Source organism: Mesorhizobium sp. LNJC394B00, assembly GCF_000502555.1.
Taxonomy (GTDB): Bacteria; Pseudomonadota; Alphaproteobacteria; order Rhizobiales; family Rhizobiaceae; genus Mesorhizobium.
In genome coordinates this window covers 1,293,662-1,314,915 of the sequence record NZ_AYWH01000002.1, presented here as the reverse complement: position 1 = coordinate 1,314,915, position 21,254 = coordinate 1,293,662, and the positions used below count along the sequence as shown (strand labels likewise).

The window sequence follows — 21,254 nt, the reverse complement described above, 5'->3', positions numbered from 1 at the left end:
GTTCCTCTCTTGTTTGCCCGCTTGGCGGGTCAGGCTGTCTGATGGGCCTTCTGGTTCTGGCCCGGCTCGCCCGTGGCGGCCTGGCTCAGGAAAGTCTGGATCTCGCTGTCGGTCGGCGCCGATGAGCCGCCATGGCGGGTGACGGAAAGTGCTGCCGCCGCATTGGCATAGCGCGCCGCCTCGAAGGGATGCACGCCGCGCGAGAGTGCACTGACGAAACCGCCGATATGGGTGTCGCCGGCGCCATTGGTGTCGATGGCATCGACCTTGAAGCCGGCAATGGTCTGCGTCTCGCCATTGACCAACCTCACGAAACAGCCCTTGGCGCCGGCGCGGATAACGACGCCTTCGGCCTTTGGGCAGTGGTCGGCGAGCAGCCGGGCGGCGAGTGCCTCGACATCGCCTTGCCCAGCGATCTCGACCGCTTCCGTCATGTTGCAGCTCAGCCATGTCGTACGGGCAAGCACCCGCGACAGGATGGGACGTGGGATATCCGCGATGACCGGCGTTGGATCGAAAACGAAGGGAATGTTTTCTGGCAGCGCCTCGATCCAGTCGGTCAGCGCGTCGCGGCTGCCGGAATAGCTAAGCGTATAGCCCGACGTGAACACCCAATCATCAGGCGCGACCACCACGGGCCTCATCATCTCGAGGCTGAGAATGCTCTCCGCACCGGGCCACGACACGAAGGTGCGCTCGGCATCCCCGGAGATCATGGCGACGCAATTGCCGCTGTCCATGACCGGCGATGGCGACGTCAGCGTTATGATGCCTTCGGCCGCAAAGGCGGCGCGCAAAAAATCGCCATTCGGTCCGCTGCCGAGCTGGCCGCCGAACACCACCGTCATGCCGGTGCGGCTGGCCGCGACCATCATGTTGAAGCCGCCGCCGGCGACCTGCGCAAAGCTCGACGCGGTCTTCTCGCAGCCCGGCGCCGGCAAGGCGTCGATGCGGTAGACATAGTCGACGACGGCGCTGCCGATATGGACCAGACGCCCACTCATGCCGCGGCATCCTTGCTGGCCTTTGCCGTGCGCGCCGCGACGAGGTCTTCGGCAAGCGAGCGCACCTCCCCCATATCTATGCCGACGAGCCCGGCAATGTGTTGTTGCGGCAGTTGCGAAAAGCCGACGCAGGCGCCGGCCATGCCTGAGGCAATCGCGCCGATCGTGTCGGTGTCGCCGCCGAGATTGGCGCTGATGATTGCCGCTTGCCAGGGATCGCCCTGCGCGACTTCAAGCACGGCGAAAGCTGCCGGCACGGACTCCTGGCTGGCCACACCGGTGCCGACGAGATCGGTGATGAGCCCGATCGCATCCCGCGTGGTCTTGCCGCGCACGAGCTCCTGCGCCCAGGCGATACGCGCGGCGATATCGCCACCAGTCACCCAATGTCCGAGCCTGGCGCCTCGCCGCGCGGCTGCTACCGCGCTGTCGGAAGCGGCACGCCAGTCGCCGCCGGCGACGCCACGGCTGACGGCGGCGGCGACGGCGGCAGCCGTGGCAATGGCGATCGAGGTGTTGTGCGTCGCGCGGCAGGTCTCCGCCACCTTGGCGATAAAAGCGTCGAGCGGTTCCAGCGGCATCATGATGCCGACCGGCGCGATGCGCATGGCCGCGCCATTGGTGTCGCCCCGGCTTCCCGCCTCTTCCGCCGGCACGCCGTCATTGATGGCGTCGATGGCGCGCTTGGTCGATGGTCCCAGCAGGTCATAGCTGCCGCGCGCCTTGACCTCGCGCTCCCAGTCGAGCAGTGCGTTCACCCAGCGCGCATGATCGAAGCGGTCGCCGGACTCGACGAGAATGCGACCAAGCAGCAGCGCCTGTTCGGTATCGTCGGTGATGGTGCCGGCAACGAGCCCCTTCGACACCGGATGATCGGCAAACGGCGCCACGAAATCCTCGACATGGCCGTATAGCTCGGCGATCCGCGCCGGCGACAGAAGCTGCGTCGGCATGCCCAGCGCATCACCGAGCGCCCCACCGACAAGCGCGCCCATGGCGCGATCGAGCGTGTCGTTGGTTCTGTCCGGCATCGCTCAAAACCTCATATGCAGCGCGAAATGCGCCGGGTTGAGCAGGCTGGTTACATATTCGATCGGCCGGTCGTCAGCCGCACGCGTCAGCCGGCGTCCGCGCAGGAACGGCGTGCCTTGCGGGCAGCCGAGAATGGCGGCGTCTTCGGCATTCAGCATCTCGATGCCGACCCATTCCTCGCCATGGTCTGGGATGAGGCCGGCGCCGCGCAGCGTCTGGTGCAGCGAGCCTTCGCGCAGACCGCGCAGCGGCACGTCCTCCAGTTCGGGCGACAGCGGCAGGCGGCTGCGTTCGATGGAGATCGCATGGCCGTCGCTGGCATTGGTGCGCACCCGGTCGACGGCGATGAAGAACGGGCTTTCGATGCCAAGCAGCGCGGCAAGATCGGCATCCTCGATCACTTCAAGCCGCAGCGTCCGCGTCTCGGCATTGGCGCCGGCATTGGCCAGCGCCCGCGACCAGCCAATGCTGTCATCGACCGGCTTGCCGTCGAAAGTGACGAAGGAGCCGATGCCGACCTTGGTCGTGATCAGCCCACGGCTGGACAACTCCTCGAGGCCCTTGCGGACCGTGTTGCGGCTGACGGAAAAGCGCTGGACGAGTTCGTTCTCGCTTTGCAGGCGGTCGCCGAAGCCAAGCACGCCGGAGCGGATCTCATGTTCGAGAACGGTGGCGATCTGCTCGGGCTTGCCCGTGCCGGGAGAAAGTTGAACCGCGCGCCGCTTCATATGGGTACCTGTTCAGTAAACCTGTATAGTCCTGTTCGATATTGGAGTTGAAGGGCGACGTCAACGATATATTTGGATTCACGCATATGCGTTGTGCTCAGGTGCCCCAAGGCATCGTTTGTTCGCATGGCGACGCTAACCGCGTAGGGCGCTCCCGTCTCCGAGACAGAGCGGGGGCAGCGCTTCCCTCAGGCGATTAGCCTTGCGCTCACACGAAGAAAAATTCCTCGATCCGTTGCTTGGCCGTCCGCAGCGCTGGCAGGATATCCCGCTCCATCGCCTCGACGGAGAGCCGCGCCGACTGCGTCGAGACGTTGATCGCCGCCACGGTCTTGCCGGCGCGGCCATAGATCGGCACCGCTATCGAGCGCAGGCCAAGTTCCAGCTCTTCATCGACGACGGCAAAGCCATCCGCCCTCGCCGCGTCGATGGCCTTGGCCAGCGCGGCGCGGCTGGTGATCGTCTTCGGCGTGCGCCGCTCGATCCTCGCCTCTGCAAGCAAGGCCTTCAGCTCATCCGCGCCCAGCCCCGCAAGCAGGACGCGCCCCATCGAGGTGCAATGCGCCGGCAGCCTGGTGCCGACATCGAGCGAAACGCTGAGGATGCGGCGGCCAGGAATGCGCGCGACATAGACGACTTCCTCGCCCGACAGCACCGCCGCGTTACAGGCCTCGTCGAACTGGGCGGCCACGTCGCGCATGATGGGTGCGGCGAATGTCCACAGCGAGGCGCCGCCGAGCCAGGAGCGCACGATGGTGAGCAGGCGCGGCGATAGCGAAAACTGCCGGCCGGATTGCGTGGCATAGCCGGTCGCGGTCAGCGTCAGCAGGAAGCGACGCGCGCCGGCGCGGGTCAGCCCCGCCTCCTCCGCCATTTCGGTCAGCGTCATCCCGGCCGGATGCCGGGCCAGTATCTCCATGACTGCAAGGCCGCGCTCCAGCGAGCCGACATGGTCGCGTGTCGTTGCCTCGTCCTCCATGCGGCCTCCGCAAGACAATGCGCCGCCTTGACTCGTCTCGGCGGCGCGATGTAAAAATATCTCATACAAAACAAATGTTCGCAATACGAACTTTTTGAACTTCGGAGTTCTTGGCGATGGTCAATTTCCTGCCGCTCAAACAGGCCGTGGCTGAGAACCTGCATGATGGCGATACGGTCGCCTTCGAAGGCTTCACGCATCTGATCCCGACGGCGGCGGCGCATGAGGCCATCCGCCAGGGCTTTCGCGACCTGACGCTCATCCGCATGACCCCCGACCTGATCTACGACCAGATGATCGGCATGGGCATGGCCAAGAAGATCATCTTCTCCTATGTCGGCAATCCCGGCGTCGGCCTGCTGCGCCGCGCCCGCGACGCCATCGAGAACGGCTTCCCCCGGTCGATCGAGATCGAGGAGCACAGCCATGCCGGCATGGCCAACGCCTACGAGGCGGGAGCTGCCGGCCTGCCTTGCGCGGTGTTCCGCGGCTATCGCGGCGCCGGGCTGGCGGCAGTCAATCCCAACATCCGCTCGGTCACCTGCCCGTTCACCGGCGAGGTGCTTGCCGCCGTTCCTTCCATCCGACCGGACGTGACCTTCATCCACGCTCAGAAGGCCGACAAAAAAGGCAATGTGCTGGTCGAAGGCATTATCGGCATCCAGAAGGAAGCGGTGCTCGCGGCCAAGCGCGCCGTGGTGACGGTAGAGGAAGTCGTCGACAATTTCGACGACCTGCATCCCAACCTCACCGTGCTGCCGCGCTGGACCATCGCTGCGATCTCGGTGGTATCAGGCGGTTCGCATCCCTCCTACACGCACGGCTACTATGCCAGGGACAACGCCGCCTATCTCGAATGGGACGACATCGCCGCCGACCGTGAAAAATTCCAGACCTGGATGCAGGCCAATGTCCTTGAGCGCACGGCGGACGATTTCGCCGGCCGCGTAAAGCATCTGAGGAGCGCGGCATGAGCGGCTTTACTCCCAATGAGATGATGACGATTGCCGCCAGCCGAGCCCTGAAAAACGACGATGTCTGCTTCGTCGGCATTGGCGCGCCGTCGGCCGCCTGCAACGTCGCGCGACTGACGCATGCGCCCGACATCACGCTGATCTATGAAAGCGGCACCATCGGCACCGCGCCCGATGTTTTGCCGCTGTCGATCGGTGACGGCGAACTTTGCGACACCGCCGTCACGACCGTCTCGGTGCCGGAGATGTTTCGCTACTGGCTGCAGGGCGGTCGCATTTCGATCGGTTTCCTCGGTGCCGCCCAGTTCGACAAGTTCGGCAACATCAACACCACCATCATCGGCGACTATGCGCATCCCAAGACCCGCCTGCCCGGCGGCGGCGGCGCGCCGGAGATCGCCACCTCGTCGAAGGAGATCTACATCACCATGGCGCAGTCCAAGCGCGGCATGGTCGAGAAGATCGACTTCTTCACCTCCTTCGGCCATGGCAATGGCGGCGACCATCGCCAGCGCCTCGGCATCGAGACATCAGGGCCGACGCTGCTGATCACCGACCTTGCCATCTGGAAGCCAGATCCGGTGAGCAAGGAATTCACCGTGGTGTCGTTGCATCCCGGCGCAACGCGGCAGCAGGTGCAGGACAGCTGTGGCTGGATCGTAAAGTTCGCCGAGGCGCTTGACGAAACGCCGGCGCCGACGGAACTCGAGCTGACGACATTGCGCGACCTGCAGGCCCGCACCAAGGCGGCGCATGAGGGAAGCGGAAAAGAAAAGGCCGCATGACATGACCGAGGCATTCATCTGCGATTACATCCGCACCCCGATCGGCCGTTTCGGCGGCTCGCTGTCGTCGGTGCGGGCCGACGATCTTGGCGCCATCCCGCTGAAGGCGCTGGTCGAGCGCAATGCCGGCATCGACTGGCAGGCTGCCGACGACGTCGTCTATGGCTGCGCCAATCAGGCCGGCGAGGACAACCGCAATGTAGCCCGCATGTCGCTGCTCCTGGCCGGACTGCCGAAGGAAATTTCAGGCTCGACCGTCAATCGCCTCTGCGGGTCCGGCATGGACGCGCTCACCATTGCCGCCCGCGCCATCAAGGCGGGCGAAGCCGAGTTGATGATCGCCGGCGGCGTCGAATCGATGAGCCGCGCGCCCTTCGTCATGCCCAAGGCCGAGACCGCCTTTTCACGCCATGCCGAGATCCATGACACCACCATCGGCTGGCGTTTCATCAACCCGCTGATGAAGAAACAATATGGCGTCGATTCCATGCCGGAGACCGGCGAGAACGTCGCCGAGGATTTTTCAGTGTCGCGCGCCGACCAGGACGCCTTTGCCGTGCGCAGCCAGGACAAGGCCGTCGCGGCACAGGCCAATGGCCGGCTGGCGAAGGAGATTACCCCGGTGTCGGTCCCGCAGAAAAAGGGCGATGCGACTATCGTATCGAAGGATGAGCATCCCCGCGCCGGCACCACGGTCGAGTCGCTGGCCAAATTGCCGACGCCGTTCCGGCAAGACGGCACGGTCACCGCCGGCAACGCATCGGGCGTCAACGATGGCGCGGCGGCGCTGATCATCGCCTCCGAAGCGGCTGTGAAAAAACACGGCCTGACGCCGATCGCCCGCATCCTCGGCGGCGCTGCCGCCGGCGTGGCGCCGCGCATCATGGGCATCGGCCCTGCTCCGGCGACACAAAAGCTCTGCGCTCGCCTCGGCCTGACACCGCACCAATTCGATGTCATCGAACTCAACGAAGCCTTCGCCTCCCAAGGCATCGCCGTGCTCCGCCAACTCGGCATCGCCGAGGATGCGGAGCACGTCAACCCCAATGGTGGCGCCATCGCGCTTGGTCATCCCTTGGGCATGTCGGGCGCGCGTATCACTGGCACCGCGGCACTGGAACTGCGCGAGCGCAGCGCCCGCTATGCGCTGGCCACCATGTGCATCGGCGTCGGCCAGGGCATCGCGGTGGCGCTTGAACGGGTTTGAGTTTGCACCGCCCTTAATAGGGCAAACCGACATAGTTCTCAGCCAGCGCGGTCGACGCCGCTTGCGAATGCACGAGATAGTCGAGCTCGGCTTCCTGGATGCGCTGGCCGAACTCGCCCGTATCGGGAAAGCGGTGCAGCATCGTCGTCATCCACCAGGAGAAGCGCACCGCCTTCCACACCCGAGCCAGCGCTTTGGCTGAATAGGCGTCGAGCCCGGCCGGCGACTTGTCCAGATAGAATTCGCGAAGCCCGGCAAAGAGATAGCGCACGTCGCTGGCGGCGAGGTTGAGCCCCTTGGCGCCCGTCGGCGGCACGATATGGGCGGCGTCGCCGACCAGGAACAGCCGGCCGAAGCGCATCGGTTCGGCTACGAAGGAGCGCAGCGGCGCGATCGATTTTTCGAAGGACGGGCCGGTAACGACGGCGGCTGCGGTCGGTTCCGGCAGGCGACTGCGCAACTCGTCCCAGAAGCGATCGTCGCTCCAGGACTCGACCTGTTCGTCAGCGGGGACCTGCACATAGTAGCGGCTGCGATGCGTCGACCGCATCGAGCATAGCGCAAAGCCCCGCTCATGGTTGGCGTAGACCAGTTCGTGATCGGCCGGCGGCACTTCGGCCAGCACGCCGAGCCAGCCGAAGGGATAGGTCCGCTCGAAGGTTTTCAGCGCCCGCCCAGGCACCGATTTGCGGCTGACGCCGTGATAGCCATCGCAGCCGGCGATGAAGTCGCAGTCGATGCGATGGCCGACGCCGTCCTTGCTATAGGTGACGTAAGGCGCTTCGCCATCGAAACCATGCAGCGCGACGTTGGCCGCCTCATAGACGGTGGTCAGCCCGGCCGCCTCGCGCTTGTCCATCAGATCGTGCGTCACTTCGGTCTGACCATAGACGGTGACATGCTTTCCCCCAGTCAGTGCCGTGAGGTCGAGCCGGTGCGGGCCGCCGCCGAAGGCAAGCGAGATGCCGGCATGCAGCAGGCCCTCGGCATGCAGCCTTGCAGCTGCGCCAGCCTCTTCGAGCAACTCGACGGTGCCTTGTTCGAGCACCCCTGCCCGCACCCGGCCAAGCACATGCTCCCGGCTCGAACGTTCGAGGATCACCGTCTCGACGCCAATGGTGCCGAGAAGCTGGCCAAGCAGCAGCCCGGACGGTCCGGAGCCGACAATGACAATCCGGGTGCGCATCAGTGTCCCAGGCTTTCGATCTGTCCGGCGAGTTCGGCGGCGAGCCGTAGCGCAGCCGCGGTCGCAACCGCCATCTGCGGCAAGAGCAGCCATTCCAGCGTCCAGGCAGCACCGGAGCGCTCCTGCTCATGCACCAGCGCCTGATGCATGCCGGAAAGCTGGGTGGCGTTGAAGCGCGCCAGCGTCACCAGCACTTCCGCCTTCACCGGGTTCTGCTTGTGCGGCATGGCCGACGAGCCGCCGCCGCCGGACAGCTTGATGTCGGTTCCATCTTGCGCCATCAGCGCAATGTCCTGGCCGAACTTGCCGAGGCTGCCGGTGATGAGCGATAGCAGCCCGGCGAATTCGGCCAGCGCATCCCGCTGGCTGTGCCATTGCGGCGCGTCGCCAAGGCCGAGCTTTGCGGCAAGGGCCGCGCGCACGGCAGGTCCTTTGTCGCCCAGCTTCTCCAGCGTGCCGGCGGCGCCGCCAAACTGCACCACGATCAGACGCTTGGATTGCTCCGACAGTCTCTGCTGATGCCGTTGCAGCGGCGTGCGCCACACCGCCACGCGATTCGACGCCTGAATTGGGATCGCCGGCTGCATGCGCGTCATCGCTGTCAATGCTCGGCTGCCAAAACGTTCTTCCAGCCCCACCAGCCGCAGAATGTTTTCAGTCAGCAGCAGGTCGAGATGTTCAATGAGCCGGCGCAGCCGAAGCACCAGGCCAGTGTCGATGACGTCCTGGCTGGTTGCGCCGAAATGCACGCCGGCGTCGTGCGGCGCGCCGACCGCTGCCTTCAACTGGCGCACCAGTTCGGGCACGATCACGCCATCCTTCGCCACACCGGCCCGCAGCCGCGCGGTGTCCGGCTTGTAGGACAACAGGACAGGTACAATCGCCGCGGCGGCATCCGTGCCGATAATCCCGCTTTCGGCTTCCGCTTGCGCCAGCGCGCGCTCGAAATCGAGCATGGCGGCGATTTCCGCATCGACCGAAAAATGCCGAGCCGCCTCCTCGTCGCCGAGCAGGCCGGAAAGCAGCGGATGGTCGAAGGGCGATACGGTCATGTCATTGGTTTCCTCCGTCAGCTGTCGAAGAAGACCGTTTCCTTCTCCCCCTGGAGATGGACGTCGAAAATATAGTCGTCGCCTTGCCGCTCGGCGATCAGCGTCGGCACGCGCACCTTGTGCTCGATGCGGGCCAGGATCGGATCCTCGGCATTGGCCTTGGCCTCGTCGGAGAAATAGAGCCGCGTGTGGAGGCCGATATTGATGCCGCGGGCGACGATCCACAGGCTGATATGCGGCGCCATCAGCCGCCCGTCGCCATACGGCACGCGTCCCGGCTTGATCGTCTGAAAACTGCACAGGCCGGTTTCCATGTCGGTCGGCTGACGGCCCCAGCCCTGAAAATCCGGATCGGCATCGCCGCGCAATTCGGCCGGCGAATTGTAGAAGCCATTGGCATCCGCTTGCCAGATCTCGATCAACGCGTCCTTGAGCGGCGTGCCGGTGCCGTCGAGCACGCGAATGCGCAAACCGATGCGGTCGCCCTTGGCGTTGTCGTTGAGCATCGTCGCGCCCAAGTCTGTCGGGTAGACGCCGCCGATACCACCGAAATTCGGCGTCAGCCCGATATGCACGTAGGGCCCGGCGGTCTGCGACGGGCTCTCCTTCAGCCGGCTGAGCGCCTGCGCCATCAATTGCCCTCCGGCCGGTTTTCGAACAGCGAGGCGCGACGCCCGCGCAGCACGATGTCGAACTTGTAGGCGCGCGCGTCGAACGGGATCGTCGCCTGCATGTCGAGCGCGGCGACCAGCGTTTCGATCGCCGCCCTGTCGCGGATACCGCGCACGATCGGGCACCGCCAGATCAGCGGGTCGCCCTCGAAATACATCTGGGTGATCAGCCGCTGTGCGAAGCCGTGGCCGAACACCGAGAAATGGATGTGCGACGGCCGCCAGTCATTGGGCCCGTTCGGCCAGGGATAGGGACCTGGCTTCACCGTGCGAAAGGCATAGCCGCCATCGGCATCGGTGATGGTGCGGCCGCAGCCGCCGAAATTCGGATCGAGCGGCGCGAGATAGCCGTCCTTCTTGTGGCGGTAACGGCCGCCTGAATTGGCCTGCCAGAATTCGAGCAGCGCGCCGGAGACGCCCTGGCCGCGCTCGTCGAGCACGCGGCCATAGACGATGATACGCTCGCCGATTGCGCTCTCGCCGGGCTTGGCGAAGTTGTGGATCAGGTCATTGTCGAGTTCGCCGAGCATGGCGTGGCCGAACACCGGACCGGTGATTTCGGACGCCGTGTTGTCGAAGGCCAGCAGCGCCTTTTGCGGCGAGCGCAACACCGACGTCTTGTAGTCGGGCGTCAGCGCCGGCGGATGCCAGCCACGGTCGCGCTGGAAGAAGGCTCCGCTCTCGGGCCTGCGGTTCGAGCCGGCATCAGCTGGCATGGCCAGCCCTGCTTCCGTCCATTTCCGAAAACACCTCCTTGGCGATCCTGAAGGCGCGGTTGGCGGCCGGCACGCCGGCATAGATCGCGACATGCAGGAACGCTTCGCAGATATCGTCGCGCGACGCACCGGTGTTGGCGGTGGCGCGCACATGCATGGCGACCTCTTCATCATGGCCAAGGGCGGCCAGCAGTGCCAGCGTCACGATCGAGCGTTCGCGCCTGCTGAAGCCCGGACGCGCCCACACAGTGCCCCAGGCTGCCTCGGTGATCAGCTCCTGGAACGGCCGGTCGAAATCGGTGACGGCATCCTCGCTGCGATCAACATGCGGGTCGCCGAGCACCGAGCGCCTGACGGTCAGCCCGGTCTGATATCTGGTTTCGTTTTTGGGCAGTTCATCCATGGGTCTGCTTTCTCAGGGGAAGCGCCGCGACGAAATCGCGGATCAGGGTGGTCAGCGCCTTGGGCTGTTCGACGCAAGGGATGTGCGCGGCGTCACGAATGATTTCGAAATGTGCGCCTGGGATCAGATCGGCCAGCCAGCGGACGAGATCCGGCGGCGTCGAGCCGTCCTGGTCGCCAACGACGCAAAGCGTGGGTACCGCTATCCCCTGCGCGGCCTCGGTGAAATCGGCATCGCGCACCGCGGCGCAGGTGCCGACATAGCCGGCGACGGCTTGCCGGGTCATCATGTTCCAGTAGCCGTCGAGCTCGGCGACACGGTCCGCGTGGAAGGCAGGCGTAAACCACATTTTGAGCACGGCATCGGCGATGGCCTGGATACCTTTGCTTTCGACCGTTTCGATGCGGGTGTTCCAGCTGTCGGCCGTGCCGATCTTGTGGGCGGTGTCGCACAGGATGAGGCCGTCGACGATTTCGGGGCGCCGGGCATAAAACCCTTGCGCAATCAGGCCGCCCACCGACAGGCCGCACAGCACCGCATTGTTCAGTTCGAAATGATCGATCAGGCCCGACAGATCATCGACATGCTCGTCGATCGAGCTGACGCCACCAATGTCGGACAGGCCATGGCCGCGCTTGTCGTAGACCAACACAGGCATTTCGCCACCCAGTTCGGACAACACCTCGTCCCAGACGCGGAAGTCGGTGCCCAGCGAATTGATGAACACGATCGGCCGCGCATTTCCCTTCGCCTTGATATGGCGATGGTGCAGCGTGATGCCGCCAATGTTGACGAATGGCACGATTTCGATCCTCCGTGTTCACATTGCACAAGGCATTTGGTTTGGTAAAATGATATTTTACGCCGTTTCATTAACTGCTAGGTTATGAGAACATGTCCGAAAGCCGCATAAGGTTCCGTCACCTGCAGGCATTCCTTGAGGTAGCGCGGCAAGGCAGCGTGGCGAGGGCGGCCGACTTTCTCCATGTCAGCCCACCGGCCGTGACCAAGACGTTGCGCGAATTGGAGGAGGCGCTTGGCATCGCTGTCGTCGAACGCGACGGCCGCGGCATCAGGGTGACACGGCTTGGCGAAATCTTTCTCGGCCATGCCGGCACGGCGATCACGGCACTGAAGCGCGGCGTCGATTCCGTCCGCCAGGACGGCGCCATCAACCGGCATCCGATCCGCATCGGCGCGCTCCCGACAGTGTCGGCCAAGGTGATGCCACGCGCCATAAGCCTGTTCCTGAGTGAAAATACCGGTGCTGCGATCAAGATCGTCACCGGCGAGAACGCGGTCCTGCTGGAACAGTTGCGCGTCGGTGCGCTCGATCTCGTCGTCGGCCGGCTTGCGGCGCCGGAAAACATGACCGGCTTCTTCTTCGAGCATCTCTATTCCGAACCGGTGCTGTTCGTGGTGAGGGCCGGCCATCCGCTGCTGCAGCCGGGCCAGGACATCTTCGCCCGGCTCGATGAATTTCCGGTGCTGATGCCGACGCGGGAATCGGTCATCCGCCCGTTCGTCGACCGCCTGTTCATCACCAACGGCATGACGGCGCCTGCGACCGAGATCGAGACCGTCTCGGATTCCTTCGGCCGTGCCTTCCTGCGCCAAAGCAACGCGGTCTGGATCATATCGACAGGCGTCGTCGCCAACGAACTCTCCAGCGGCGCCTTCGTCGCCTTGCCCGTCAACACCGAGGAAACCAAAGGGCCGGTCGGCCTGACGATGCGGACCGACACTGCGCCTTCGCCGGCCTTCACCATCCTGCTGCAGACCATTCGCGAGGCGGCCAGCCAGAACGCCTGAGCACCTTTCGCCAATCTGGCGCAGAGCGGGCCTTCAGCCGTATTTCCATAACCTGTTGGTTAACGAAACACCGCAAAATATCATTTTACCAAACCAAACACCTAGGGCACTGTGACCATGGGAGGATCGAAATCGTGCCGTTATCGGCATTGGCGGCGTTCCGCTGCCGCCTCAAGGCCTGCCGGGGCGATCTCCGATCTTAAGAACGGGCGGCATCGATTTTGAGCAGGCCGGCGGTGACCTCCAGGTGCCGTCAGGAACGGGAGGAATACCAGCATGACCTCAAGCAAATCCGGCGTCTCGCGGCGCCAGTTCATCGCCACATCGCTCGCCGGCGGCGCGGCACTTGCGCTCAGCCGCGGCCAGGCCTTCGCGCAGGCCGCCGACACGCTGAAGGTCGGCTTTGTCAGCCCGCGCACCGGGCCGCTCGCCGGCTTCGGCCAGACCGACGGCTATGTGCTCGATCTCGCCCGCAAGGCGCTCGCCAACGGCCTCGACATCGGCGGCAAGAAATACAGTGTCGAGATCATCGACCAGGACACGCAATCCGACCCGTCGCGCGCCGGCCAGCTCGCCAAGGACCTCATCAACAACCAAGCCGTCGACCTGATGCTGGCGGTGTCGACGCCGGAGGTGATCAACCCGGTCGCCGACGCCTGCGAAGCCGCCGGCGTGCCTTGCCTCTCCACCGTCATGCCGTGGGAGGCCTGGTATTTCGGCCGCGGCGCCAAGCCCGGCGAACCCTCGCCGTTCAAATGGACCTATCATTTCGGCTTCGGCGTCGACGAGTTCTTCCGGACCTACATCTCGCAATGGAACCTGATCGAGACCAACAAGAAGGTCGGCGTCATGTACCCCAACGACGCAGACGGCAATGCCATCCGCACCCATCTGGCGCCGTTGCTGGCAAAGCAGGGTTTCACCATCGTCGATCCCGGCGCCTACGAGACCGGCACCACCGACTATTCCTCGCAGATCGCGCTGTTCAAGCAGGAAGGCGTCGAGATCTTCAACTCCTTCCCGATCCCGCCGGACTTCGCCGCCTTCTGGCGTCAGGCTGCACAGCAAGGCCTGATCAAGCAGATCAAGATCTGCCAGGTCGCCAAGACCGGATTGTTCCCGTCCGACATCGAGGCGCTGGGCGATCTCGGCAACAAGATTTCGAGCGCCGCTTACTGGCACAAGGCCTTTCCCTACAAGTCGCCGCTGACCGGCGTTTCGGGGATCGAACTGGCCGACGGTTATGAGGCCGCCAGCGGCAAGCAGTGGACGCAGCAGCTCGGCGCCTCGATGTCGCTGCTCGACGCCGGCTTCGAGGCGCTGAAGGCAAGCACCGACGCCAAGGACAAGGCGGCCGTCGCCCAGGCGCTGAGCACGCTCAACACCGAGACCATGATCGGCAAGGTCGACTTCACCAGCGGCCCGGTCGCCAATGTCTCTCCCGGCCCGATCATCGGCACGCAATGGGTGGCGGCCAAGGAAGGCGGCAAATTCCCGCTCGACTACGTCGTGACCGAGAACGCCACCGACCCGAAGGTTCCGGTCGAGGCCAAGCTCCAGCCGTATAACAGCTGACGGTCGGTTACGGGGATCGCATCGTGAACGGTTCAGCAAACGCCGCGATCCTCCGCGCTGCCGGCATCCAGAAACGCTTCGGCGCGCTGGTGGTGCTCGACGATGTCGACTTCGCCATGAATGCCGATGAGGCCGTCGGCATCGTCGGCCCCAACGGCGCCGGCAAGACGACGCTGCTCAGCATCTTGTCAGGCGCCTTCCCGCCGAGCGCCGGCACGGTCGCCTTCAAGGGTGGCGATGTGACCGCGATGCCGGCTACAGCGCGCTGTCGTCTCGGCCTGGTGCGCACGCACCAGGTGCCCAAGCCGTTCAGCGGCATGACCACGTTCGAGAACGTTTTTGTTGCCGCGTCGCATGGCGCCGGTCTCGCCCGCGACGAGGCCTATGAAGAGGCGCTGGAGGCGCTGAAACTGTGCGGCATGATGGGCGTGGCCAACCGGCGCGCCGAAACGCTCGGCCTGCTCGACCGCAAGCGGCTGGAACTTGCCCGCGCGCTCGCGGCAAGGCCTACGCTGCTTCTGCTCGACGAGATCGGCGGCGGCCTGACCGATGGCGAGGCGAGCGAACTTGTCGATACCATCAAGGAATTGCGCCGCCGCAAGATCGGCATCGTCTGGATCGAGCACATCGTCCACATCCTGCTGCAGGTGGCAGAGCGGCTGATCTGTATGGACGCCGGCAAGATCATCGCCGATGGCGAGCCGCAAGCGGTGATGGCCGACCCGGAAGTCGTGCGCGCCTATCTCGGCGGAGGCCCGAAATGAGCCTGCTCGCAATCGAGAATCTGGTCGTCCGCCATGGCCTGTTGCAGGCGGTGCGCGGTGTGAGCTTTACGATCGAGCGCGGCGAAACGCTGGCGCTGGTCGGCGCCAACGGCGCCGGCAAGACGACGCTGCTGCGGGCGATCGCCGGCGCGCACCAGCCGACGGCCGGCCGCGTGCTGCTGAATGGCGCCGATATCACCGGCGTTCCCTCGCACAAGCGCGTCGGCATGGGCGTCGCGCTGGTGCAGGAAGGGCGAAAACTGTTCGTGCAGATGACGGTCGAGGAGAACCTCCTGCTTGGCAAGGCCGCCGGCCGTCCCGGCGACTGGAGCGTGGAACGAGTGCTCGACACGTTCCCCAATCTGAAGCCGCGCCGCCACGCCAAGACCGGGCATCTCTCCGGTGGCGAGCAGCAGGCCACCGCCATCGGCCGCGCGTTGATGAGCAATCCGGAGCTGCTGCTGCTCGACGAGGTCTCGCTCGGCCTGTCGCCGCTGGTGGTCGATCGCGTCTACGCTTCGCTGCAAGGGCTGATCAGCTCCGGCACGACGATCATCCTGGTCGAACAGGACCTCAATCGCGCGCTCTCGGTCTCGGACAAGGTCATCTGCATGCTCGAAGGACGCGTCGCGCTGGAAGGCCCGAGCAAGGGCATGTCCCGCGATGAAGTGACGAAAGCCTATTTCGGCCTGCACAGGAAAAGCGCCGGGAGTGTGCCGGCATGAGCAACCAGATCGTCCAGGGCATCCTGCTCGGCGGCTACTACGCGCTGATCGCCTGCGGCCTCTCCTTCATGTTTTCGGTGATGCGCATAATCAACCTCGCGCATGGCAGCCTGGCCGTGTTTTCCGCCTACGCGCTGTGGTGGCTCGCCTCGCAATTCCATATCTCGCCCTTCGTCGGCCTGCTCATCGTGCTGCCGCTGATGGCGGCCATCGGCTGGGCGCTGCAGCGCTTCCTGCTCGAGCGCAGCGCCCGCGGCGGCGCGCTCCTGCCGATCCTGACCACGTTCGGCCTCGCCATCGTCATCGACAATGCGCTGTTCGAGCAGTTCGGCGCCGACACACGTTCGCTGGCGCCCTATATCGGCAGCCTCTCCTACGATTCCTGGGAATGGCCGGGCAGCATCTATGTCGGCAAGCTTGCCGTGATCATGTTCGCCGCCGCCGTCATATTGCTTGGCGGACTGCAGCTGTTCCTCACCCGCACCAGGCTTGGCCGCTCGATCCGCGCCACGTCGGAAGATCCCGACACGGCCGGTCTCGTCGGCGTCGATGCGCGCCGCGCCAACGCCCTCGCGGCCGCCATCGCCATGGTCACGGTCGGTCTTGCCGGTGCCTTCCTCGGCATGCGCGCCACCTTCGATCCCTATACCGGCGCACCTCAATTGCTGTTCGCTTTCGAGGCGGCCGTGATCGGCGGCGCCGGTTCGCTATGGGGCACGCTGGTCGGCGGCATCGTTCTGGCGCTCGCCCAGACGCTCGGCGCGCAGATCCATCCGCAAGGTTTTCTGATCGGCGGCCATGTCGCCTTCCTGATCGTGCTGTTCATCCGGCTCTCCACCTCCGGCCTCGGCCTGCGCGGCCTGCTGCGCCTGCCCGCGAGGAAAGCATCATGAGCGCGGTTTTAAACGACCCCGTCATCGAGCGCGGCACCTCCGCCTCGCGCATCTCGGCGATTGCGGTCGTCGTCATCATCGCGCTACTTGGCGTCGCGCCGCATTTCCTGTCGGCCGGCGCCGTCGACCGCGTGACCGCCTTGTTCATCTATGTGATCCTGGCAGCGATGTGGAACGCGCTGGCCGGCTTCGGCGGGCTGGTTTCGGTGGGACAGCAAGTGTTCTTCGGCCTCGGCGCCTATTTCACCATCCGCCTGGCCGATGCCGGCCTCAACCCGTTCGCTTCGCTGTTCGTCTCCGGGATCATTGTCGGCGCGATCTCCTGGCCGATGTCGCTGTTCATGCTGCGGCTCAGGAACGGCGAGTTCGCCATCGGCATGTGGGTGATCGCGGCGCTCACCCATCTCCTGGTCAATCTCGACCGGCTGGTGCAAGGCGAGACCGGGACGTCGCTGATCTCGCTCAACGTCTATGACGCCGGTTCCAGGCGGGCGACGATCTACTGGCTGGCGCTGGCCGCGATGACGGCGCTGCTCGCCACCCTGTTTAGCTTGCTGCGCGGCAGCACGGGTGCGGCCATCCGCGCCATCAGGGACAATGAGGAGGCCGCGGCATCGGTCGGCGTGCGCGTCACCGGAACCAAGCGGCTGCTCTTCGTGCTCGCCGCCTTCGGCATCGGCATGGCCGGCGCGCTGTGGTTGGCCACGTCGATCACCTTCCAGCCGAAAACCTACTTCAACGTCCAGTGGACCGCCTACATGATCTTCATGGTGCTGGTCGGCGGCATCGGCACCTTCGAGGGCGCCATTCTGGGTGCGCTGCTGTTCTTCCTCATCGAGACCTGGTTCGGCGGCACCGGCGTCTGGTATCTGATCGGCCTCGGCGCCACGGCGGTGCTGTTCTCGCTCTTCCTGCCGCGCGGCCTGTGGGGAACGCTGGAGGAGCGCTTTGGCCTGCGCCTGCTGCCGGTCGGCTATCGCGTCAGGCTCCCGCCAAACGCCGCAGATGGCGACGCGGCGCCCTCGCCGCAACAGGCCGCAACGCATCCAGAAAAGGCGTGACCATGCTGTTCGGCAAGACCATCCTCATCACCGGTGTCGCCTCTGGTATCGGCGCTCGCACGGCCGAACTTGCCGGCCAACTGGGCGCTGACGTGATCGGCGTCGATATGCGTGAACCGGCAGCATCGGCCGGCAGTTTCGTCAAGGCTGACATCTCATCCAAGGCCGGCGTCGACGATCTCCTCGGGCGCCTGCCGCAGCGCATCGATGCGCTCTGCAATGTCGCCGGCCTCCCCGGCAACACCGGTGCGGTGTCGACACTGGCCGTCAACTTCTACGGCCTGCGCGCGCTCTCGGAAGGCCTCGCACCAAGACTTCGTGAAGGCGGCGCCGTGGTCAACGTCGCCTCGATCGCCGGCTATGGCTGGCGCGCCAATCTCAACCGCGCGGCATCGATGGTCGGCATCGAAGGCTTTCCCGATGTGGCGAAGATGATCGCCGACCATCAGGTGAAGAACGAGGAAGGCTATCCCGTTTCCAAGGAGCTGCTGCTGTTGTGGACGCAGCGCGCCGCACATCAGGACCTGTTCAGGAGCCGCGGCATCCGCGTCAATGCAGTGAGCCCCGGCCCGGTCGAGACGCCGATCCTCAAACAGTTCCGCAATGTGCTGGGTGACGCCCGCGTGGACAGCGACATCGCCAGGGTCGGGCGCGCCGGAACCTCGGGCGACATCGCGCCTGTCGTGCTGTTCCTGTGCTCGGACGGCGCACGCTGGGTCAACGGCGTCAATGTGCCGGTTGACGGTGGGCTTGAAGCATCGATCAATGCCGAGGTACTCGGCTTCTAGACCATGATCCCGAAAAGTGGGAGCCGGTGTTCGGATCAGATCGTGGTCGATAATAGATAGAAAAGACGCTCGACGGCGAGCGAGGGAGAGAACAATGGACATCGGACTACTGATCGACGGCGACAAAAGGGATGCCTCCGGCTCAGCCTCTTATGAGCGCATGGACCCGTTCACCGGCAAGCTGGCGACCCGCGCTGCCGCAGCCAGCATCGCCGACGCCAATGCCGCGGTGGAAGCCGCGGCCGTTGCCTTCAAGAGCTGGTCGAAGACCGGACCGGGCGAGCGCCGCGCTTTGCTGTCCAGGGCAGCCGATGTCATGGATTCCAAGGTCGGCGAGTTCACCAAATTGATGATGGAAGAAACCGGCGCCACCGGCCCTTGGGCCGGCTTCAACGTCATGCTCGCCGCCAAAATGCTGCGCGAGGCAGCCGCCATGACGACGCAGATTTCGGGCGAGGTCATTCCCTCCGACAAGCCCGGCACGCTGGCCATGGCGATCCGCCAGCCGGCCGGCGTCTGCCTCGGCATCGCGCCGTGGAATGCACCGGTCATCCTCGGAACCCGTGCCATCGCCATGCCGATCGCCTGCGGCAACACGGTTGTGCTGAAAGCTTCGGAAATGTGCCCAGGCACACACCGGCTGATCGGCCAGGTGCTGGTCGAGGCCGGCCTGCCCAAGGGCGTCATCAATGTCGTCACCAATGACCCCAAGGACGCAGCGGCAATCGTCGAAACACTGGTCGCGCACCCAGCAGTCAGACGCGTCAACTTCACCGGCTCGACGAAGGTCGGCAGGATCATTGCCGAACTCGCCGGCCGTCACTTGAAGCCAGCGCTGCTCGAACTTGGCGGCAAGGCGCCGCTGGTCGTGCTGGACGATGCCGACATCGACGCCGCGGTCAATGCGGCGACCTTCGGCGCCTACATGCATCAGGGCCAGATCTGCATGTCGACCGAGCGTCTGGTCGTCGATGAAAAGGTCGCCGACGAATTCGTCGCCAAGCTCGCCGTCCGCGCGGCGCAGCTGCCGGCCGGCGACCCGCGCGGCCATGTCGTGCTCGGTTCGCTGATCAGCAGCCAGGCCGCCGACAAGATGGAAGAACTGGTTGCCGACGCCGTCGCCAAGGGCGCCAGGCTTGTGGCCGGCGGCAAGCGCACCGGAACCGTGGTCGAGGCGACATTGCTCGACCACGTGACGCCGGCGATGCGCGTCTATTCGGAAGAATCCTTCGGCCCGGTCAAGCCCGTGATCCGCGTTGAGGGCGAGGACGAAGCGGTACGTGTCGCCAACGACACCGAATACGGCCTGTCCTCAGCCGTGTTCAGCCGCGATATCCGCCGTGCCATGACGGTCGCCGCGCGCATCGAAGCCGGCATCTGCCACATCAACGGCCCGACCGTCGGCGACGAGGCGCAAATGCCGTTCGGCGGCGTCAAGGGTTCAGGCTACGGCCGCTTCGGCGGCAAGGCCTCGATCGCCGAATTCACCGACCTGCGCTGGCTGACGATCGAGGATCCGGGGCAGCACTATCCGTTTTGACTGCACCTTCTCTCACAGGGGGAGAAGGAAAGGAGCCCTCAGGGCCGTTGCCTGGCGAGCCAACGGATTCCCGCATCAAAACCCGGCAAGGCTCGAGCCACGCGATCGGCGGCCCCTCCCGGAGTTGTAAATCGTTTAATCGTGGGTATTTTACCCCTCAAGCACATGCCGCCGGACGGCGGCAAGCGGTTTTGGGACTACCACAAGTGCAAAGCAAAATACGCGATGCGGATCGCGCCGGGGAGGAATCGTCATGCCAAACAAGGCCCTGCCGCTGGTCATCAGCGCGCCGGAACCACGCACGCTCAACCTGATCTTCACCCCACCGCAGCTGGCGCGCCTCAAGGCGCATTACCGCGTCGTCGAGACGACGGCCGAGGGCGTGGCGAACTTGCCCGCCGACGTGCTTGCCGAAGCCCGCTATATTATCGGCCAGCCGCCGATCTCGCCCGAGACCTTGGACCAGATGCAGGCGCTGCGTTGCGTCTTCAATGTCGAGACCAACCTCATCAACAACATGCCCTATGAGACGCTGTTTGCGCGCGGCATCCATGTCGTCACCACCGGCCTCGTCTTCGCCGAGCCGGTGGCCGAGCTTGGCCTCGCCATGGCGCTCAACCTTGCCCGAAATATTGTCGATGCCGACCTCGCTTTCCGCAAAGGCGAGGAGCTGTGGGGCGGCGATGGCAATTTGACGGCGCGGCTTCTCTCCGGCGCCGATGTCGGCATCATCGGCTTCGGCGATCTCGGCCGTGCGCTCAACCGACTGCTGTCGGGTTTTCGCACCCGCACCAAGGTCTTCGATCCCTGGCTGCCGCCATCGATCCTGATCGACAGTGGCGTCGAGCCGGCCTCGCTGGACGAGGTGCTGTCGACCAGCGATTTCGTCTTCGTCGTCGCTTCGGTGACCTCAGAGAATCAGGGCTTTCTCGGTGCCAATGCTTTTGCCTCCATGCGCAAGGGCGCCGCATTCATCCTGCTCAGCCGCGCCGGCGTCGTCGACTTCCCTGCCCTGATGGCGGCGGTGGAAAGCGGCCACATCGTCGCCGCCAGCGATGTCTTCCCTGAAGAACCGCTGGCGCAGGACCATCCGGTCCGTGCGATCCCCGGCTTCCTGCGCTCCGCCCACCGCGCCGGTGCGCTTGACATCGCCTTCAAGCGCATGGGCGACATGGTTCTGGAAGACATGGACCTGATCGACCGTGGCCTGCCGCCGCTGCGCTCCAAGCGCGCCGAGCGCGAGACCGTGTCAAGGATGCGTTCGAAGCCGGCGGACAGGAACTAGTTATCGCGATAAATCCGTCTGAAATGGATTTCGGAGTTGGCCAAGCCGCGTTGTCATCGTCGCTCAGGATGACC

At 64.9% G+C, this 21,254-nt stretch carries 22 protein-coding genes; 12 read left to right on the top strand and 10 right to left on the bottom strand.

Going from position 1 to position 21,254, the window contains the following annotated elements:
• Positions 1 to 29 precede the first annotated feature (29 nt).
• The 4 genes from X751_RS153330 to X751_RS153345 all read right to left on the bottom strand — a co-directional run bounded on the left by X751_RS153330 (position 30) and on the right by X751_RS153345 (position 3,743).
• Complete coding sequence (locus X751_RS153330; protein WP_023733150.1) at positions 30 to 1,004, bottom strand: PfkB family carbohydrate kinase; 975 nt, start codon at positions 1,002 to 1,004, stop codon at positions 30 to 32.
• Positions 1,001 to 2,035 carry an ADP-ribosylglycohydrolase family protein gene (locus X751_RS153335; protein WP_023714832.1) on the bottom strand — a complete coding sequence of 345 codons (1,035 nt, stop codon included), beginning with the start codon at positions 2,033 to 2,035 and terminating at the stop codon, positions 1,001 to 1,003. The genes X751_RS153330 and X751_RS153335 overlap by 4 nt, the downstream gene beginning before the upstream one ends.
• Before the next feature lie 3 nt (positions 2,036 to 2,038).
• On the bottom strand, positions 2,039 to 2,764 hold the full coding sequence (locus X751_RS153340; protein ID WP_023687928.1) for a GntR family transcriptional regulator: 726 nt from the start codon (positions 2,762 to 2,764) through the stop codon (positions 2,039 to 2,041).
• A gap of 208 nt (positions 2,765 to 2,972) precedes the next feature.
• Positions 2,973 to 3,743 (bottom strand): IclR family transcriptional regulator C-terminal domain-containing protein, encoded by a 771-nt coding sequence (locus tag X751_RS153345; protein WP_023744544.1) that lies wholly within the window; start codon positions 3,741 to 3,743, stop codon positions 2,973 to 2,975.
• A gap of 116 nt (positions 3,744 to 3,859) precedes the next feature.
• Between X751_RS153345 and X751_RS153350 the strand changes: the two genes are divergently transcribed.
• The 3 genes from X751_RS153350 to pcaF are packed head-to-tail and all read left to right on the top strand — an operon-like array spanning position 3,860 to position 6,709.
• Entirely contained in the window at positions 3,860 to 4,717 is an 858-nt protein-coding gene (locus tag X751_RS153350) for a CoA transferase subunit A (RefSeq protein ID WP_023685266.1), read from the top strand.
• On the top strand, positions 4,714 to 5,502 hold the full coding sequence (locus tag X751_RS153355; RefSeq protein ID WP_023744543.1) for a CoA-transferase subunit beta: 789 nt from the start codon (positions 4,714 to 4,716) through the stop codon (positions 5,500 to 5,502). Before X751_RS153350 ends, X751_RS153355 begins: the two co-directional genes overlap by 4 nt.
• 1 nt (position 5,503) lies before the next feature.
• Entirely contained in the window at positions 5,504 to 6,709 is a 1,206-nt protein-coding gene (gene pcaF / locus X751_RS153360; protein ID WP_023744542.1) for a 3-oxoadipyl-CoA thiolase, read from the top strand.
• A gap of 13 nt (positions 6,710 to 6,722) precedes the next feature.
• On the opposite strand, the gene pobA is transcribed toward pcaF, so the two are convergent.
• Genes pobA through pcaD form a run of 6 tightly spaced genes read right to left on the bottom strand, consistent with a single transcriptional unit; the run spans position 6,723 to position 11,539 of the window.
• Positions 6,723 to 7,895, bottom strand: a complete 1,173-nt coding sequence (gene pobA, locus X751_RS153365; RefSeq protein WP_023744541.1) for a 4-hydroxybenzoate 3-monooxygenase — start codon at positions 7,893 to 7,895, stop codon at positions 6,723 to 6,725.
• Positions 7,895 to 8,947 (bottom strand): 3-carboxy-cis,cis-muconate cycloisomerase, encoded by a 1,053-nt coding sequence (locus tag X751_RS153370; RefSeq protein ID WP_023729439.1) that lies wholly within the window; start codon positions 8,945 to 8,947, stop codon positions 7,895 to 7,897. The genes pobA and X751_RS153370 overlap by 1 nt, the downstream gene beginning before the upstream one ends.
• A 17-nt stretch (positions 8,948 to 8,964) precedes the next feature.
• Positions 8,965 to 9,579, bottom strand: coding sequence for a protocatechuate 3,4-dioxygenase subunit alpha (gene pcaG, locus X751_RS153375; RefSeq protein WP_023744540.1), 615 nt, complete (start codon positions 9,577 to 9,579; stop codon positions 8,965 to 8,967).
• Complete coding sequence (gene pcaH / locus X751_RS153380) at positions 9,579 to 10,334, bottom strand: protocatechuate 3,4-dioxygenase subunit beta (protein ID WP_023744539.1); 756 nt, start codon at positions 10,332 to 10,334, stop codon at positions 9,579 to 9,581. The genes pcaG and pcaH overlap by 1 nt, the downstream gene beginning before the upstream one ends.
• Entirely contained in the window at positions 10,324 to 10,737 is a 414-nt protein-coding gene (gene pcaC, locus X751_RS153385; RefSeq protein WP_023685273.1) for a 4-carboxymuconolactone decarboxylase, read from the bottom strand. Before pcaC ends, pcaH begins: the two co-directional genes overlap by 11 nt.
• Positions 10,730 to 11,539: a 3-oxoadipate enol-lactonase gene (pcaD, locus tag X751_RS153390; RefSeq protein WP_023687922.1), complete on the bottom strand. Its 810-nt coding sequence runs from the start codon at positions 11,537 to 11,539 to the stop codon at positions 10,730 to 10,732. The genes pcaC and pcaD overlap by 8 nt, the downstream gene beginning before the upstream one ends.
• Positions 11,540 to 11,631: 92 nt before the next feature.
• On the opposite strand from pcaD, the gene pcaQ reads away from it, so the two are divergent.
• The 9 genes from pcaQ to X751_RS153435 all read left to right on the top strand — a co-directional run bounded on the left by pcaQ (position 11,632) and on the right by X751_RS153435 (position 21,180).
• Positions 11,632 to 12,549, top strand: coding sequence for a pca operon transcription factor PcaQ (gene pcaQ / locus X751_RS153395; protein WP_023685275.1), 918 nt, complete (start codon positions 11,632 to 11,634; stop codon positions 12,547 to 12,549).
• Positions 12,550 to 12,825: 276 nt separating this feature from the next.
• Complete coding sequence (locus tag X751_RS153400) at positions 12,826 to 14,124, top strand: ABC transporter substrate-binding protein (protein ID WP_023744538.1); 1,299 nt, start codon at positions 12,826 to 12,828, stop codon at positions 14,122 to 14,124.
• 20 nt (positions 14,125 to 14,144) lie between these two features.
• Entirely contained in the window at positions 14,145 to 14,888 is a 744-nt protein-coding gene (locus X751_RS153405) for an ABC transporter ATP-binding protein (RefSeq protein WP_031214635.1), read from the top strand.
• On the top strand, positions 14,885 to 15,613 hold the full coding sequence (locus tag X751_RS153410) for an ABC transporter ATP-binding protein (RefSeq protein WP_023744537.1): 729 nt from the start codon (positions 14,885 to 14,887) through the stop codon (positions 15,611 to 15,613). Before X751_RS153405 ends, X751_RS153410 begins: the two co-directional genes overlap by 4 nt.
• Entirely contained in the window at positions 15,610 to 16,506 is an 897-nt protein-coding gene (locus X751_RS153415) for a branched-chain amino acid ABC transporter permease (RefSeq protein ID WP_023725449.1), read from the top strand. The genes X751_RS153410 and X751_RS153415 overlap by 4 nt, the downstream gene beginning before the upstream one ends.
• Positions 16,503 to 17,567: a branched-chain amino acid ABC transporter permease gene (locus X751_RS153420; protein ID WP_023744536.1), complete on the top strand. Its 1,065-nt coding sequence runs from the start codon at positions 16,503 to 16,505 to the stop codon at positions 17,565 to 17,567. The genes X751_RS153415 and X751_RS153420 overlap by 4 nt, the downstream gene beginning before the upstream one ends.
• A gap of 2 nt (positions 17,568 to 17,569) precedes the next feature.
• Positions 17,570 to 18,355 carry a coniferyl-alcohol dehydrogenase gene (locus tag X751_RS153425; protein WP_023744535.1) on the top strand — a complete coding sequence of 262 codons (786 nt, stop codon included), beginning with the start codon at positions 17,570 to 17,572 and terminating at the stop codon, positions 18,353 to 18,355.
• A 94-nt stretch (positions 18,356 to 18,449) separates the two neighbouring features.
• Complete coding sequence (locus X751_RS153430) at positions 18,450 to 19,895, top strand: aldehyde dehydrogenase (RefSeq protein WP_023744534.1); 1,446 nt, start codon at positions 18,450 to 18,452, stop codon at positions 19,893 to 19,895.
• 253 nt (positions 19,896 to 20,148) lie between these two features.
• The gene (locus X751_RS153435) at positions 20,149 to 21,180 is read left to right on the top strand and encodes a hydroxyacid dehydrogenase (protein WP_023744533.1); all 1,032 of its coding nucleotides are present in this window, start codon (positions 20,149 to 20,151) and stop codon (positions 21,178 to 21,180) included.
• Positions 21,181 to 21,254: the final 74 nt, after the last annotated feature.